This window comes from Aeromonas bivalvium (genome assembly GCF_046078285.1).
Lineage (GTDB): Bacteria > Pseudomonadota > Gammaproteobacteria > Enterobacterales > Aeromonadaceae > Aeromonas > Aeromonas bivalvium.
The window spans coordinates 163,251-176,867 of sequence record NZ_JBGXBV010000001.1; the positions used below are offsets into that span (position 1 = coordinate 163,251).

Here is a 13,617-nt window from a genome sequence, read left to right on the forward strand (position 1 = left end):
TTCGTATCGGCTGACGCCATACGAAAGCCGGTAACGGAGGGGGCGTGGGGCCCCCTCCTGGCTCATTACTGGGCGGCGCCAGCGATGATCTGGGAGAAGTCGTCCACTTTCAGGGACGCACCACCCACCAGGCCACCGTCGATGTCCGGCTGGCCGAACAGGTCGGCAGCGGTCGCGCCGGTGACGGAACCACCGTACAGGATCTGTACCTTGGCGGCCACGGCGGCGTCGAAACCGGCCAGGTACTGACGGATGTGAGCGTGCACGGATTGCGCGATTTCCGGGGTGGCGGTCTTGCCGGTGCCGATGGCCCATACCGGCTCGTACGCCACGACGGCGTTGGCGAAGGAGGCGATGCCGCAACGGTCGATCACGGCTTTGAGCTGGGTCTCGACCACCTGGTTGGTGGTGCCGGCTTCGAACTGGGCCAGGGTTTCACCGATGCACAGTACCGGGATCAGGCCGCCCTTCTGGATGGCTTCGTACTTGGCAGCCACCACGTCGTCGGTCTCTGCGTGCAGGGTGCGACGCTCGCTGTGGCCGACCAGGGAGTAGGTGCAGCCGAAGGCTTTGAGCATGGAGGGGGCGTTCTCGCCAGTGAAGGCGCCGGACTCGTGAACGTCGGCGTTCTGGGCACCGTAGGCGATCTTGCTGCCGGCGGTCAGCTGTTCAACCAGACCCAAAAAGATAACCGGCGGGCAGACGGCCACTTGCACGGAAGGATGCGCGGCAGCAGCCGGGGTCAGTCCTTTGATCAGGGCTTCGACAGAAGCCTTGGTGCCGTTCAGTTTCCAGTTACCCATTACCAGGTGCTGTCTCATCTTCTATATCTCCTAGGCGTTTGATTGCGCGTCATTATATGAATTGAACCGAGCCCAAGATAGCCGACCCGGCGGCAAATGACGTAATTTTTTTTCCCTTTCCTGATCCAAATCAGGAATGCAAGGCGCGATTGCTCACTCGGTGACCTGCCCCCGCAAACGGGCCCACCCTGCCCCAATCCACTCGTGAATGGCGGCCTCGGAATACATCAGATAGCGTCCCCTGGGGAGGTAGCTGTAGAGGGGCTGAGGGGCCTGGCTCTGCTTGGCGGTGTAGTCGGTGGGGGCCGGCACGGCATCGAGTCCCTGACCGCGATAGAGGGCCATGGCCCGGGGCAGGTGGGTGGCCGAACTCACCAGCGCCACCCGCTTGCCCAGGAGGTGACGAGCGATGCTAACTGCCTCGTCATGGGTGTCTTTGTTGTTTTCAAACAACGTCATTCGGGATCTCGCTATCCCGAGGCTCGCCGCCATGCGGGCGTTGACCTCGGCGTTTGACAGGGGATCCCCGGCCACGGCACCGGAGAAGATCAGCTCGGCCTGTGGATAGGCCAGGGCCAGCCGCACTCCCTCCAGGGTTCTGGCGAGGGCTATGTTGTTCTGCCAGGCGCGCTCTGGGATGGCCGGATCGCTGACATGGCCGTTGCCCAGCACCACGATGGCCTGGATGTCCGGATGCTGGTTCACCTCGAAGGGGGGATAGGTCTGCTCCAGGCTGCGGGCCAGCTGGTAGCTCACCGGCCGCGTCCCCATCAGGGCGATGATCACTAGGGAGAGGGTCGCCAGCAGCCTGCCGCTTTTTTGAAAGCGGGTGAACCAGAGCAGCACGAGCGCCAGCACCAACAAGGAGAGGGAGAAGGGGAGCGGCATCAGCAGCTGGCCCAGCCATTTCTTGATGACAAAGAAGTTGAGCTCGAACACGACAGACACGTCCTTGAGTTTTCAGCAAATTCGGGATGTGACAGAATACCCCTCTTTTTTCCTGTGGCCCAATCCTGTGTGGTTCCTCCTGCGGCCCTCATGGCGGGGCGGCCAAAGATGAGTGTGTCTTGAAGCAAGATCAGAGTTTTGACGGGCGCGCGGACAAGTTCGCCCGCAACATTTACGACTCCACCAAGGGGCGCATTCGCACCACCATTGTCTGGAGTGACATCGAAGCCTGCCTGGCGCGTCTGGGCAACCGGCCCCTTCGCATCCTGGATGCCGGCGGCGGCTTTGGCTATTTCGCTCAGAAGCTGGCGGCCATGGGTCACCAGGTGGAGCTGTGCGATCTGTCGGCAGAGATGCTGGATCTCGCCCGGGAGCAGATCGCCCAGAAGGGGCTGGAAGACAGAATTCGTCTCATCCATTGCCCCATTCAGGATCTCAAGCACCAGGTGACCGGCACCTTCGATCTGGTGCTCTGCCACGCGGTGCTGGAGTGGCTCGCCGAGCCGCGCCAGACCTTGCTGGGTCTGTTCCCTTTCGTCAAGGCAGGGGGCATACTGTCGCTGCTTTTTTACAATCGTCACGGTCTGCTGTTCCAGAGCCTGGTGGTGGGCAATTTCGACTATGTGCGCCTGGGCCTTCGCAAGAAACGCCAGACCGCCCTGACCCCCACCAATCCCCAGTTGCCGGAGCAGGTCTATGACTGGATAGGCCGGGGGGGATTGCGGATCATCGGCAAGACGGGGGTGCGCGTCATCCACGACTACATGCGCCACAAGCAGGATCAGGTCGAGAAATTCGAGGACCTGCTGGCCATGGAGCAGCAATATTGCCGCCAGGAGCCCTTTGTTTCCCTGGGGCGCTACATCCACGTGATGGCCCAGAAACCGGCCGGTTGAGGCACACCGGCGTGAATACGATGCGGGATCCAGTCGCCGGGGCGCCACCGACCCCGGCCTATATCACCACGGCGGGCGAAGACCTGCCGACTATAACAACGAGATGATAACGTCATGATGAGTACATCCCGTACCCTGCCAGAGACGGTGGGATGGGTCAGACAGGAGGGGTTGGCGCTGAACCTTCCCACCGACAGGCTGGCCTTTCTGATTGCGATCAAGACCCTGTCCGAGGACGAGTCTGATCTCTCGGAGGCCGCGCTGCACGACGCCTTTGGCTATGTGAGCAGTGCCTTCGGCCAGATGGACGAGACCCTCACAGGTCGCGCCAACAACGCCATCAACGATCTCATTCGCCAGCAGCTGCTGTCGCGTTTCACCACCGACATGGTGGCGGGGGAGAGCCTCTACCGCCTGTCGCGCCTTGGCATGAGCATCGTCGATTTCTTCATGGATCAGCGCCAGGTGGACTCCATCAAGCTCTCCATCCTGCTCGAGCACCTGGCGGCCGAGCTCGACACCGCCCGCAAGGCGGCGCTCGAGACCAACACCCGGGAGCAGTGGGATGCCGAGGTGCTGCCGCGCCTCTCGTTCTCCCTGGAAGAGACGCTCGGGCGCATCGATCTCACCCAGCGCGCCATGGACGAGCAGCAGAATCAGGTCAAGAGCGAGATCGCGGCCCTGCTGACCCAGAACTGGGTCGATGCCATCCACAGCTGTGAGAAGCTGCTGCACGAGACCGGCCAGACCCTGCGCGAGTTGCAGGACACCCTGGACGCCGCCGGCCACCGCCTGCAGGCGGGGCTGCTCAACATTCAGGAAGCGGCCCAGGGGCGCGAGGATCTGTTCCATGTGGAGGAGCTGACCCACGCCCTGCAGGGGCGTCTGGACGTCATCACCGCCTGGGGCCAGCAGTGCATCGAGCTCTGGTCCCGTTATGACAGGCACGTCCACAAGTTCATCCGCAACGCCATCGACATGGACAAGAACCGTGCCTTCAGTCAGCGGCTGCGGGAATCCATCCGCAACTTCGATCAGCACAGCTGGCTGCTTAGGGTGGCCGAGGAGCCCCGTTTGCTGGAGCTGCGGGATGAAACCATCGCCATCCACGACGAGGAGGTGACCGGCGAGGTGCCCCTCGAGATGGAGTACGTGGAGATGGTGGACATCAACCAGGAGCTGGCGGAGCGCATCGAGCGCTACCTGGCCCGCTACCCGGAGCAGGGAGATCGGCTGGATCTTGCCGACGTGCTGCGGGAATACCTGCTGGACTACCCGGCCCATGCCCACTTCGACGTGGCGCGCCTCCTGATCGATCAGGCCGTGCGTCTCGGCCATGCCAGCGGTGAGCGCGAGCACCACCGCCAACCCGCATGGAAACCCATCAACCAAGCTGGATCCAAGGTTCAGGCCTATGTCATCGATCAATACTGAATTCCCCTTGCCCCTGCGCCTCGCAGAGGCGATTGCCAACCCCTTGTTTCCGCGCATCGACACCGCCCTGCGCTCCGGTCGCCACATCAGTGCCGACGAATTCGAGCAGCACTCGGCCCTGGTGGAGTACCACCAGGAGCTGGAGATCTTCTACGGTCGCTATCAGGTGGAACTCATCAAGGCGCCGGAAGGCTTCTTCTACCTGCGTCCGCGCCCGAGCGCCGACATCGGCACCACAGTGCTCTCCGAGCTCGATATGCTGGTGGGCAAGGTGCTCTGTTACCTGTTCCTGAGCCCGGATCGCCTCGCCTCTGAAGGGGTGTTCGCCATGGGCGAGCTGCAAGAAGAGGTGCTGAGTCTGGCGGACGAGAAGCAGTTGCTGCGCATGGTCAACAGCCGCTCCGGCGGCACGGATCTGGACAAGAAGAAGCTGCTTGAGAAGATCCGCACCTCCATGCGTCGCCTCAAGCGCCTCGGGATGATCACCCCCCTTGGCAACAGCGACAAATTCCGGGTCAACGAATCCGTGTTCCGCTTCGCCGCCGATGTGCGCTCCGACGAGGATCCCCGCGCGGTGCAACTGCGGATGATCCAGGAAGGGGAGGCCATCTTCCACGACGACGAGATGCCGAGCAGCGATTCCCTGTTCGAGGATATCGAAGAGGATCTGGACGAAGAGCAGCTGGAGCTGGAGGTGGAAGATGATCTGCAACGTTAATGTGCCGGCACTGATGGTGTCTGCCGGTTTGATGGAGAGTGTGGCGTGAGAGGCAAATTCAAATCCCTGACCATGGTCAACTGGAACGGCTTCTTCGCCCGGACCTTCGATCTCGACCAGCTGGTCACCACATTGTCCGGCGGCAACGGCGCGGGCAAGTCCACCACCATGGCGGCCTTCATCGCGGCCCTCATTCCCGACCAGTCACTGCTGCATTTTCGTAACACCACGGAGGCGGGCTCCTCCAGCGCGTCCCGCGACAAGGGGCTCTACGGCAAGCTGCAACGGGGCCACTGCTATTCGCTGCTGGAAGTGATGAACAGCCGCGAGCAGCGGATCTGGGTCGGCGTCCACCTCGAACAGGTGGCCAACCGTGACAACAAGGTCAACATCACCCCGTTCGCCCTGGTGGATGTGCCCGAGCACCTGGCGCCCACGGATCTGCTGCTGGAGAAGCTCGACGACGGCAAGGGCCGGGTACGTGCCTTCGCCGATCTGAAAGGGGCGGCCGCCGAGCTTGGCGCCATCAAGGTCGCCAAGTTCAATACGGTGACCGATTATCACAATTTCATGTTCGAGTTCGGCATCACCCCGAAGAAACTGCGGGATCAAAAGGATCGCGGCAAGTTCTATCGCCTGATCGAGGCCTCCCTCTACGGTGGTATTTCGTCTTCCATCAGCCGATCCTTGCGTGAATACCTGCTGCCGGAGAACTCCGGGGTGCGCAAGGCGTTTCAGGACATGGAGGCGGCCATCTACGAGAACCGCCGCACCCTGGAAGCCATCAAGGAGACCCAGGGTCAGCGGGATCTGTTCAAGAACCTGATCACCGAGACCACCCACTATGTGGCGGCCGAGTATGTGCGGGGCGCCGCCGAGAAGAGCCGCCTCTCCGAGCTGGCCCTCAAGGCACGCTCTGAGCTTGCCGGCAAACGCCGTCTGCTGGCGGAAGAGAAGCAGCGCGCCATCTATCTGGCGGACGAGGTGGATCAGCTCACCAACCGCGAGAAGCTGCTGACCGACGAGCTGGAGTCCGCCGCCGAGCACCTGGCCAAGGTGATGGCGGCCGTGGCCCTGCAAAAGAAGATTGCCCTCTATCGCGCCGATCTGGCGGAGCTCAACGACAAGCTGGAGCAGCAGCAGGCGGTGGTGGAAGAGATCCACGGCCAGCTGCTGGAAGTGGAAGAGCGCAAGGAGCTGGCCCAGGCAGAGGTGGACAGCCTCAAGACCCAGCTGGCCGACTACCAGCAGGCGCTCGATATCCAGCAGACCCGCGCCATCCAGTACCGCCAGGCGGTGCAGGCCCTCGATGCTGCCCGCGAGCAGTGCGAACTGCCGGGATTGAGTGCCGAACAGGCGAGCGACACCCTGCACCAGTTCCGCGGCGCCGAGCAGAGCCTCACCAGCCGGGTGCTGGGGGCCGAGCAGCAGCTGGCGCTGGCCAAGGCGGCGGTGGCCGAGCACGAAGCGGCGCTGGCGCTGCTCCTTGGCATCGCCCCCGAGACAGCGCGCGAGGCCGCCTGGCCCACGGCGCAGGGGCTGCTCAAGCGCCACATCGAAGACAAGGCCCGCATTGCCCAGGGGCAGGGTCTGCGCGCCGCCCTGGCTCGCCTCGAGAAAGAGAGCGACAGCCAGAAGGTGCTCTTCAAGTTGCGTGACGAGCTGGCCCAGGCGTCTGGTCAGCACATTGCCAGCCAGGACGAGCTCGAGATCTTCCTTGAAGCCCAGCGCACCCGCCAGGAGGAGCTCGCCGAACAGCAGGCGGAGGCCAATCAGCGCCGCGCCAGCCTCGAGCATCAGGGTGCCCAGCTCGGCCGCGATATTGCGGAACTGACCAAGCTGGCCCCGCGCTGGCTCAAATCCTTTGAAAAGCTCGAGCAGCTGCGCGAGCAGAGCGGTCTGCCCCTTGCCACCGCCGAAGAACTTTCTTCCGGCATGCAGAGCGTGCTCGACAAGGAGCGGGAGTTCGAGCAGGAGAGCAACCGCATTCAGGGCCAGAAACAGGCGCTGGAGCTGCAAATTCGCAACCTCCAGCTGGGAGCCGGGGAGGCGGATCCCCGTCTGGCCCGCGTCGCCGAGCAGGTGGGGGGCGTACTGCTCTCCGACGTCTATGACGACATCTCCATCGACGATGCCCCTTACTACTCCGCGCTCTACGGCCCGGCTCGCAGCGCCCTGGTGGTGCTCGACCTGGAAGGCGCCATCGAGCGACTGAAAAAGCTGGAAGATTGCCCGGAGGATATCTACCTCATCCAGGGCAACCCTGACTCCTTTGACGAGGATCTGGTGGAAGCGGACGAGCTGGGGGATGCCGTGCTGGTGCGCACCAGCAAGCGTCAGGTGCGCTTCTCCCGCTACCCTGAGCTGCCGCTCTTTGGCCGCGCCGCCCGGGAGAAACGGATCGAGCAGCTCGAACTTGAGCGTGAAGAGCTGATTGAGGGTTATGCCAAGGCCGCCTTCGAGCAGCAGAAATATCACCGCCTCTACGGCCACTTCCGTGACTTTATCGGCCAGCATCTGGATATCGCCTTCCGCCCGGACCCCGAAGCCGAAGTGCAGGCCAAACAGCACGAGCAGCGTAAGCTGCAAGAAACCATGGCCGAGTGCGACAAGCAGCTGAGTGATGCCAAAGCCGCCGCCGCCCAGCTGACTCGCCATATCCAGCTGGTGCAGGGGATGCTGCCCTTTGCCCACCTGTTTGCCGAGACAGAGCTGGCGGCCCGCCTCGAGGCGGCTCACGCCGATGTGGAAGCACTGAAACAGGCCGAAGCCTTTATCGCCAGGCATGGCAAGGCGCTGGAAAAACTCGAGACCCAGGTGCAGGTGCTGCGTCAGGATCCCCAGGATCTTGCCGCCCTGCAGGCGGCCTTTGACGAGGTAAGCGACCTGCTGGCCGAGCAGAAGCGCCGCTGCTACGCCCTCGATCAACTGGTGGCCCGGCTGCCGCACTTTGCCTATCAGGATGCGCAAGACCTGCTCGGCAAGGCGTCCGAGATGAGCGAGCGACTCAAAGAGAAGCTCAAGGCGGCAGAGCTTGCCGCCCGCACCGCCGGTGAGCAGCACAAGCAGATCACCCAGCGCCACACCGAGGCGCTGCAACTGCGCACGGCGCTCGATTCCAGCGCTTCGGCCAAGGGGCAGACCCTGGCGGAGTTCGAGCAGGAGCTGGCGGCCATGGGCCTGACCCTCTCTGACGATATGGAAGAGAAGGCCCGTGCCCACAAGAAAGAGATTGAAGAGCTGCTCATCCGCACCCGGACCCGCCGCACCAGCGCCGAGGCCCAGTTGCAGGTGTGCAAGCGCGAAATCGAGTCCCTTGGCGGTCGTCTCAAGCTCGAAGGCAAGGATTACTACAGCGCCCGCAAATCCCTGGTGGGTCACAAGGCGAGCTGGTCGCGGGTGGTGCGTCTGGCACGGGAGACCGACGTCGAGAAGCGTCTGAACAAGCGCGAGCTGGCTTATCTTGACAGCGACGAGCTGCGCTCCATGTCGGACAAGGCCCTCGGCGCCCTGCGGGTGGCGGTGGCCCACGACGAGGCCCTGCGCGATGCGCTGCGTCTGTCGGAAGGCAACCGCAGCACCGAGCAGAAGGTCGCCTTCTACGTGCAGGTCTACCGTTACCTCAAAGATCGCATCCGCAACGACATCATCCGCTCGGACGATCCGGTGGAAGCCATCGAGGAGATGGAGATCGAGCTGGCGCGCCTCGCCGACGAGCTCAAGCAGCGGGAAACCCATCTGTCCCTCTCCTCCCACGAGGTGGCGGCCAAGATCACCAACATCATCCGCCGGGAGCAGAACCGCATCCGGGTATTGAACCAGGGCCTGCAGAACATCGCCTTCGGTCTGGTGCGCGGGGTGCGTCTCAACGTCAATATCCGCGAGGCCCACACTCGCCTCCTGACCGCGCTCGCCGATCAGAGCGCCATGCACAACGATCTCTTCGCCGACAAGGAGCTCAGCTTCTCCGAGGCGATGGCCAAGCTGTTCCAGCGCCTCAATCCGCAGGTGGAGCAGGGGGAGCGCAACTATCAGGTGATGGGGGACGTGCTGCTGGATTATCGCAACTACCTGGAGCTGGAGATCGAGGTGCAGCGCGGGGCCGACGGCTGGCTGCGTGCCGAGAGCGGGGCGCTTTCCACCGGCGAGGCGATCGGCACCGGTCAGGCCATCCTCTTGATGGTGCTCATCAGCTGGGAGGAGGAGTCCCGCCGTCTGCGCGGCAAGGACATAGCCCCCTGCCGTCTCTTGTTCCTGGACGAAGCGGCGCGCCTGGATGGCAAGTCCATCGCCACCCTGTTCGAGCTGTGCGAGCGCCAGGACATGCAGCTGCTTATCGCGGCGCCGGAGAACATCAGCCCCGAGAAGGGCACCACCTACAAGCTCATCCGCAAGGTGCAGGGCAAGCACGAGCACGTGCATGTGGTGGGGCTGCGGGGCTTCGGTTTCGCCGATGACAAGCTGATCGCCTGATCCCTGACACAGACTGACGGGTGAACACACAAACGGGAGGCCTGGGCCTCCCGTTTTCCATGGAAAATATGAGAGAGTAGGCCCCTGTTAACGGGATCCCGACTGGCGATGCTGGTCGCCCTGTCCCATCGAGGAAGCAACGCATGACGACGCTACAAAAAGGGCTGCTGGCCTCCCTGTGCCTGCTGCTGGCCGCCTGCAGCAGCCAGCCTGATGCAGGCAGTGCGGGCAACTGGCGGGGTTATACCCAGACGGGGCTGGCCTCCTACTATGCCGATCGCTACCACAACAAGAAAACCGCCAGCGGCGAGCCCTACCAGAAGGGCGCCAACACAGCCGCCCACATGACGCTGCCCTTCGGCGCCATGGTGAGGGTGACCAACCTTGCCAACGGCAAGAGCGTGGTGGTGCGGGTCAACGACAGGGGCAACTTCCCGAGGGGACGAGTGATCGATCTCTCGAGGGCCGCTTTCAGCACCATAGGCAACACCCGATCCGGGCTTCTCAAGGTCAGGGTCGAGGTGCTCTAGTCAGCGGCGTTTGCTGCAACTGGGCATGGCAGGGCCTGTGAGTCACAGTCCACCCCCTGCCCATGTTTCGCCGCTGAGATGAGGGCTATATAGAGAGATATCATCCACAAGGAGGGTCAAGACATGACAGGCAAGACGCCCATTCAGGCCACACAGATCCCGGAGCACAAGGCGAAATCCCTCTATCCGGAGCCCTTTGCCTCCCTGGTCAAGCACCGCACCCGGCGCAGGCTGGGGGACCATTTCGGTCTCGCCAATTTCGGGGTGAATCTGACGACCCTGGCGCCGGGGGCCATTTCGGCGCTCAAGCACCATCACGGTCTGCAGGACGAGTTCATCTATGTGCTCTCGGGCAACCCCACCCTGCGCCACGGGGAGGAGGAGCATCTGATGTCGCCGGGGGAGTGCATCGGCTTCAAGGGCGGCAGCGGTCTGGCCCACCAGTTGCTCAACCACGGTGAGGTGGACGCCGTCTATCTCGAGGTGGGGGACAGGCTGGCGGGGGACACAGTCCAATACCCTGACGACGATCTGGCCCTGGTGCAGGGCGCCGATGGCGCCTGGGTGGCCAGACACAAGGATGGGACCCCCTATTAGGGGCCCCTCACTCTTTGGGAAAGCATGATAAGTCTATGAAATTCATCCCCTTTGATGACGTCAGTGCAGAGGATTTTCTGCCGCTGCTCAATGACGAGACGCTGAGAAAACACCTGATTGACCACCCCATCTTCGATGCCGCCGGGGTGCGGGCCTGGATGGAAGAGAAGCGGCGGATAGACGCGTTGCCCGGCTGTCGCGTGCGCGCCGTTCTCATCGATGGCGCCCTGGTGGGGTGGTGCGGCCTCCAGCCCGATGAGGAGGGGGTCGAGATTGCTATCGTGATCGCCAGGGCGGGTTGGGGCAGGGGGCTTGCCATCTTCAACGAGATGATGGGCTGGGCGCGCACCATGGGCCATCAGGAGGTGGTCTTTCATCTGCTGGGCACCCGCCCCTTATACCAATCCCTCGCCAGGCGTGCCACCAGGGTGAAGAAGGCGACCCTGTCGGGGCACGCCTTCACCACCTATTACTTCAGCGTCGAGAGCCGGCTTGTCGGCCGTGATCGCTGGCCGTGATCATCTGTGCCCCTGTCATGGCGACGTCGCACGCCTGCTCAATATGCCCCCGTGAGGGTCAACCATGGGCGCAGCTGCCCTTTCATCACACCATTCTGTCCAAGGAGCAATATGAACAGTGAGAGCAAGGCCTTTCTGGTGATCAGTGCCCACCGCAGCGAATACCCGAATCCCATCACCTTTCGCAAGGGAACACCACTCGTGGTGGGCGAACGCTATGAAGGGGAAGAGGAGTGGCACGACTGGTTCTTCTGCCATTGCGACGGACAGCAAGGGGGCTGGGTGCCGGCCCAGATCATAGGGTCGGCGGGCGATGGCACGGCTCGCGCCTTGGAGGATTACACGGCCAGGGAGTTGAGCGTGCAAGCGGGTGATCGGCTCAGTGGTCACAGGATGATCAACGGCTGGATCTGGTGCGTGAGGGAGCAAGAGGGCGCCTCCGGCTGGGTGCCACTGGCCAATCTCAGGGAGGCCTAGGCGCCCTCATGGGTGGTTGCCGTCCTGTTCTGTTGTTCAAGGGTATTGTTCAGCAGGCTGGATAGTCTGTGCAGATTGTCTGTCTATTCGTATCAATCCCCCGTGATTACACTGGCTCTCATGTTGAAACATGCGCTCCCCGCACGGTGACAAGCCGCTGTGAGGGGTGTTTCGCATAGCCCCTCGATAACGGAGTGTGATGAAGATGACAACAGACAAACTGGTATCCATCGCCGTGCTGACGGCAAAGCCTGGGATGGGCGAGCGCCTTCGCGATGCCCTGCTGACCTTGATTGGCCCCACCCGCCAGGAGCCCGGCAACCTTGATTATGTGTTGTTCGAGCTCAAAGACGAACCCGGCACCTTCTACATGCGCGAAGCCTTCGTCAGTCAGGCCGCCCTGGATGCCCACTGCGCGAGCGACTATTTCCAGGCCTTCGCCCGCCAGGCGGACGAGCTGCTGGCCGAGCCCCTTAGGCTCATTTTCATGGCGGAAGTGAGCCCGCCATTGGCCATGGGGCAGGGCTGAGCACCTCTCCTGCCTTCTCCCTAGACTTGTAAGCGGCTTCGCTATGATTGAGATGGCGCAGTGACAGGGACTGGGGGCTGGGCAGGCACATGGTCATTGGCCAAAGCGGGTACTGGGCCCATTGTCAGTCGCAACGGGAGACGTCATGAGAAGAACCCTGATCCTGATGCGCCATGGCAAGTCGAGCTGGGAGGATGCGTCTTTGTCTGACCGTGCTCGTCCGCTGGCGGCGCGTGGGCTGCGCGATGCGCCCCTGATGGGGGCTCGTCTGGCGAGGGAGGGGGTAAGGCCCGACCTTATCCTGTCGAGCCCCGCCTGCCGGGCCCTGTCGACGGCGAACATCATCGCCGAGGCGCTCGGCTACCGGCCAGAGGAGATAGTCACGGACGAGCGGCTCTATGGCAGCGATGTCGGGACCCTGCTTGAGGTGATGGCTGAGCTGGGTGACCCGTTCAGGTGCGTCATGCTCTTTGGTCACGATCCCGGGTTCACCGACCTTGCCCACCGCTTTTCCGGCCGGATCACCCGGATGCCGACCTGCGCCGTCGCCCGCTTCACCTTCGACGCTCCCTCCTGGCCGGTCGCCGCATCGCAAAGGCCGGTGACGGCCGTGCTGGACTATCCGAAAAAAGGGGTAAGTAAATAGCAAGAGGAAGTGCAGGGTTGCCGCTCACCGGGACCGGGGAAAACCATGGACCAGAGATCAAACAAGAAGGGGAGCCCAGGCTCCCCTTCATATTTCCGTGATGTCGCTTATTTGGCGGCGATCGGTCCCTTGGTGCCCGCGTCGTTGTCGACCCAGCCATCCTCCCCCTTGAGGCGACGATCTCCCTGGATGGTATAGGTGACCATGCCTTCCTTGAACACCAGGGCGCCGTCGGATTTCCTGGCACTGACCTGCTTGTCGTTGACCCACACCTGATCCTGGTCATCGATGCGGATGTTCGCGACCGTGGCGCCCGTCTCGGGGAAGGTGGCGACCCAGTTGCCGGCGTAGGGGCTGGTGCTGGCTGCCGCGGGGGCGGCGCCAAATCCAGCGGCCGCGTTCTCGGCCTGGGTCTTGTTGATGTCACAGCCGCTGAGCTCGCTCACCTGGGTACAGCCTGAGCGCTCCAGCTTCTGTGCGTAGCTCATGTTCAGACCGCTGTCGGCGGCCGGGGCGGCAGCACCGAATCCCGCCTTGGCGTTTTCCGCCTTGGTCTTGTGAATATCGCAGCCCTGGGCTTCGGTCACCTGGGTGCAGCCGGAGCGCTCCAGCTGCTCGGCGTATTTGGCGTTGATGGCGTGAACCTGGGCGCTGCCCAACAGGGTGAGGGTCAGGGCGATCGCGGTCTGTCTGAACATGATCAATACCTCTGGCAATGGGTCATTCGGCTGGTGGCAAAGGGCATGCGATGGCTGGTCGCGGCCACCTCTCACGATAGCAGGCGCGCACGAGATGTGGCGTTTGTGATCAGCTCTGGGGGATGCGGACCCCCTTGTCCAGATAGAGGCTGCTGTAGTGGGCGCGGTGGGTGACGAACATCACCTGATGGCGACTGCCATCGGAGAGGATGATGTAATCCCCGGCCTGGGCCGGACTTTGCAGGCTGATCTCCTGCTCGGGAGCGGTCAGCTTGTCGACCTCCTCCCGAAAGCTCAGGGTGTAAGAATACATAGGGTTCTCCACAGCAGGACCGTATACAGACACGCAC

Annotated in this window: 14 protein-coding genes; 10 read left to right on the forward strand and 4 right to left on the reverse strand. The window is 62.9% G+C overall.

Going from position 1 to position 13,617, the window contains the following annotated elements:
* Positions 1 to 65: 65 nt before the first annotated feature.
* A complete protein-coding gene (gene tpiA / locus ACEUCR_RS00665; RefSeq protein WP_041997024.1) occupies positions 66 to 821 on the reverse strand; it encodes a triose-phosphate isomerase in 756 nt (251 codons plus the stop codon).
* A 135-nt stretch (positions 822 to 956) separates the two neighbouring features.
* Positions 957 to 1,742, reverse strand: coding sequence for an envelope biogenesis factor ElyC (gene elyC, locus ACEUCR_RS00670; protein ID WP_408787490.1), 786 nt, complete (start codon positions 1,740 to 1,742; stop codon positions 957 to 959).
* Positions 1,743 to 1,870: 128 nt separating this feature from the next.
* Here elyC and cmoM point away from each other — a divergent pair, with 128 nt between their 5' ends.
* The 10 genes from cmoM (at position 1,871) to ACEUCR_RS00720 (ending at position 12,569) form a co-directional block, all read left to right on the forward strand.
* Positions 1,871 to 2,647, forward strand: coding sequence for a tRNA uridine 5-oxyacetic acid(34) methyltransferase CmoM (gene cmoM, locus ACEUCR_RS00675; protein ID WP_039040723.1), 777 nt, complete (start codon positions 1,871 to 1,873; stop codon positions 2,645 to 2,647).
* 114 nt (positions 2,648 to 2,761) lie between these two features.
* Entirely contained in the window at positions 2,762 to 4,081 is a 1,320-nt protein-coding gene (gene mukF, locus ACEUCR_RS00680) for a chromosome partition protein MukF (RefSeq protein WP_408787492.1), read from the forward strand.
* Positions 4,062 to 4,799 (forward strand): chromosome partition protein MukE, encoded by a 738-nt coding sequence (gene mukE, locus ACEUCR_RS00685; RefSeq protein ID WP_029314572.1) that lies wholly within the window; start codon positions 4,062 to 4,064, stop codon positions 4,797 to 4,799. The genes mukF and mukE overlap by 20 nt, the downstream gene beginning before the upstream one ends.
* 45 nt (positions 4,800 to 4,844) lie before the next feature.
* Complete coding sequence (gene mukB / locus ACEUCR_RS00690) at positions 4,845 to 9,272, forward strand: chromosome partition protein MukB (protein ID WP_408787494.1); 4,428 nt, start codon at positions 4,845 to 4,847, stop codon at positions 9,270 to 9,272.
* A gap of 143 nt (positions 9,273 to 9,415) precedes the next feature.
* Positions 9,416 to 9,802 (forward strand): septal ring lytic transglycosylase RlpA family protein, encoded by a 387-nt coding sequence (locus tag ACEUCR_RS00695; protein ID WP_408787496.1) that lies wholly within the window; start codon positions 9,416 to 9,418, stop codon positions 9,800 to 9,802.
* Positions 9,803 to 9,925: 123 nt separating this feature from the next.
* The gene (locus ACEUCR_RS00700) at positions 9,926 to 10,399 is read left to right on the forward strand and encodes a cupin domain-containing protein (RefSeq protein ID WP_408759220.1); all 474 of its coding nucleotides are present in this window, start codon (positions 9,926 to 9,928) and stop codon (positions 10,397 to 10,399) included.
* Between the two features lie 35 nt (positions 10,400 to 10,434).
* Positions 10,435 to 10,917, forward strand: coding sequence for a GNAT family N-acetyltransferase (locus ACEUCR_RS00705; RefSeq protein ID WP_408787498.1), 483 nt, complete (start codon positions 10,435 to 10,437; stop codon positions 10,915 to 10,917).
* A gap of 111 nt (positions 10,918 to 11,028) precedes the next feature.
* On the forward strand, positions 11,029 to 11,394 hold the full coding sequence (locus ACEUCR_RS00710; RefSeq protein WP_111872639.1) for an SH3 domain-containing protein: 366 nt from the start codon (positions 11,029 to 11,031) through the stop codon (positions 11,392 to 11,394).
* 199 nt (positions 11,395 to 11,593) lie between these two features.
* The gene (locus ACEUCR_RS00715; protein WP_408787500.1) at positions 11,594 to 11,923 is read left to right on the forward strand and encodes a putative quinol monooxygenase; all 330 of its coding nucleotides are present in this window, start codon (positions 11,594 to 11,596) and stop codon (positions 11,921 to 11,923) included.
* 145 nt (positions 11,924 to 12,068) lie between these two features.
* A complete protein-coding gene (locus tag ACEUCR_RS00720; RefSeq protein ID WP_408787502.1) occupies positions 12,069 to 12,569 on the forward strand; it encodes a SixA phosphatase family protein in 501 nt (166 codons plus the stop codon).
* Between the two features lie 107 nt (positions 12,570 to 12,676).
* Here the strand turns inward: ACEUCR_RS00720 and ACEUCR_RS00725 are convergent, their stop codons facing one another.
* The gene (locus ACEUCR_RS00725; RefSeq protein ID WP_408787504.1) at positions 12,677 to 13,267 is read right to left on the reverse strand and encodes a hypothetical protein; all 591 of its coding nucleotides are present in this window, start codon (positions 13,265 to 13,267) and stop codon (positions 12,677 to 12,679) included.
* Between the two features lie 109 nt (positions 13,268 to 13,376).
* On the reverse strand, positions 13,377 to 13,580 hold the full coding sequence (locus ACEUCR_RS00730; protein ID WP_111872642.1) for a hypothetical protein: 204 nt from the start codon (positions 13,578 to 13,580) through the stop codon (positions 13,377 to 13,379).
* Positions 13,581 to 13,617 lie beyond the last annotated feature (37 nt).

Bases quoted from the DNA above. Each gene is read 5' to 3' on its own strand.
- tpiA (WP_041997024.1), bottom strand. From the start codon at position 821: ATGAGACAGCACCTGGTAATGGGTAACTGGAAACTGAACGGCACCAAG.
- mukF (WP_408787492.1), top strand. From the start codon at position 2,762: ATGATGAGTACATCCCGTACCCTGCCAGAGACGGTGGGATGGGTCAGA.
- mukE (WP_029314572.1), top strand. From the start codon at position 4,062: ATGTCATCGATCAATACTGAATTCCCCTTGCCCCTGCGCCTCGCAGAG.
- ACEUCR_RS00695 (WP_408787496.1), top strand. From the start codon at position 9,416: ATGACGACGCTACAAAAAGGGCTGCTGGCCTCCCTGTGCCTGCTGCTG.
- ACEUCR_RS00700 (WP_408759220.1), top strand. From the start codon at position 9,926: ATGACAGGCAAGACGCCCATTCAGGCCACACAGATCCCGGAGCACAAG.
- ACEUCR_RS00705 (WP_408787498.1), top strand. From the start codon at position 10,435: ATGAAATTCATCCCCTTTGATGACGTCAGTGCAGAGGATTTTCTGCCG.
- ACEUCR_RS00710 (WP_111872639.1), top strand. From the start codon at position 11,029: ATGAACAGTGAGAGCAAGGCCTTTCTGGTGATCAGTGCCCACCGCAGC.
- ACEUCR_RS00715 (WP_408787500.1), top strand. From the start codon at position 11,594: ATGAAGATGACAACAGACAAACTGGTATCCATCGCCGTGCTGACGGCA.
- ACEUCR_RS00720 (WP_408787502.1), top strand. From the start codon at position 12,069: ATGAGAAGAACCCTGATCCTGATGCGCCATGGCAAGTCGAGCTGGGAG.
- ACEUCR_RS00725 (WP_408787504.1), bottom strand. From the start codon at position 13,267: ATGTTCAGACAGACCGCGATCGCCCTGACCCTCACCCTGTTGGGCAGC.
- ACEUCR_RS00730 (WP_111872642.1), bottom strand. From the start codon at position 13,580: ATGTATTCTTACACCCTGAGCTTTCGGGAGGAGGTCGACAAGCTGACC.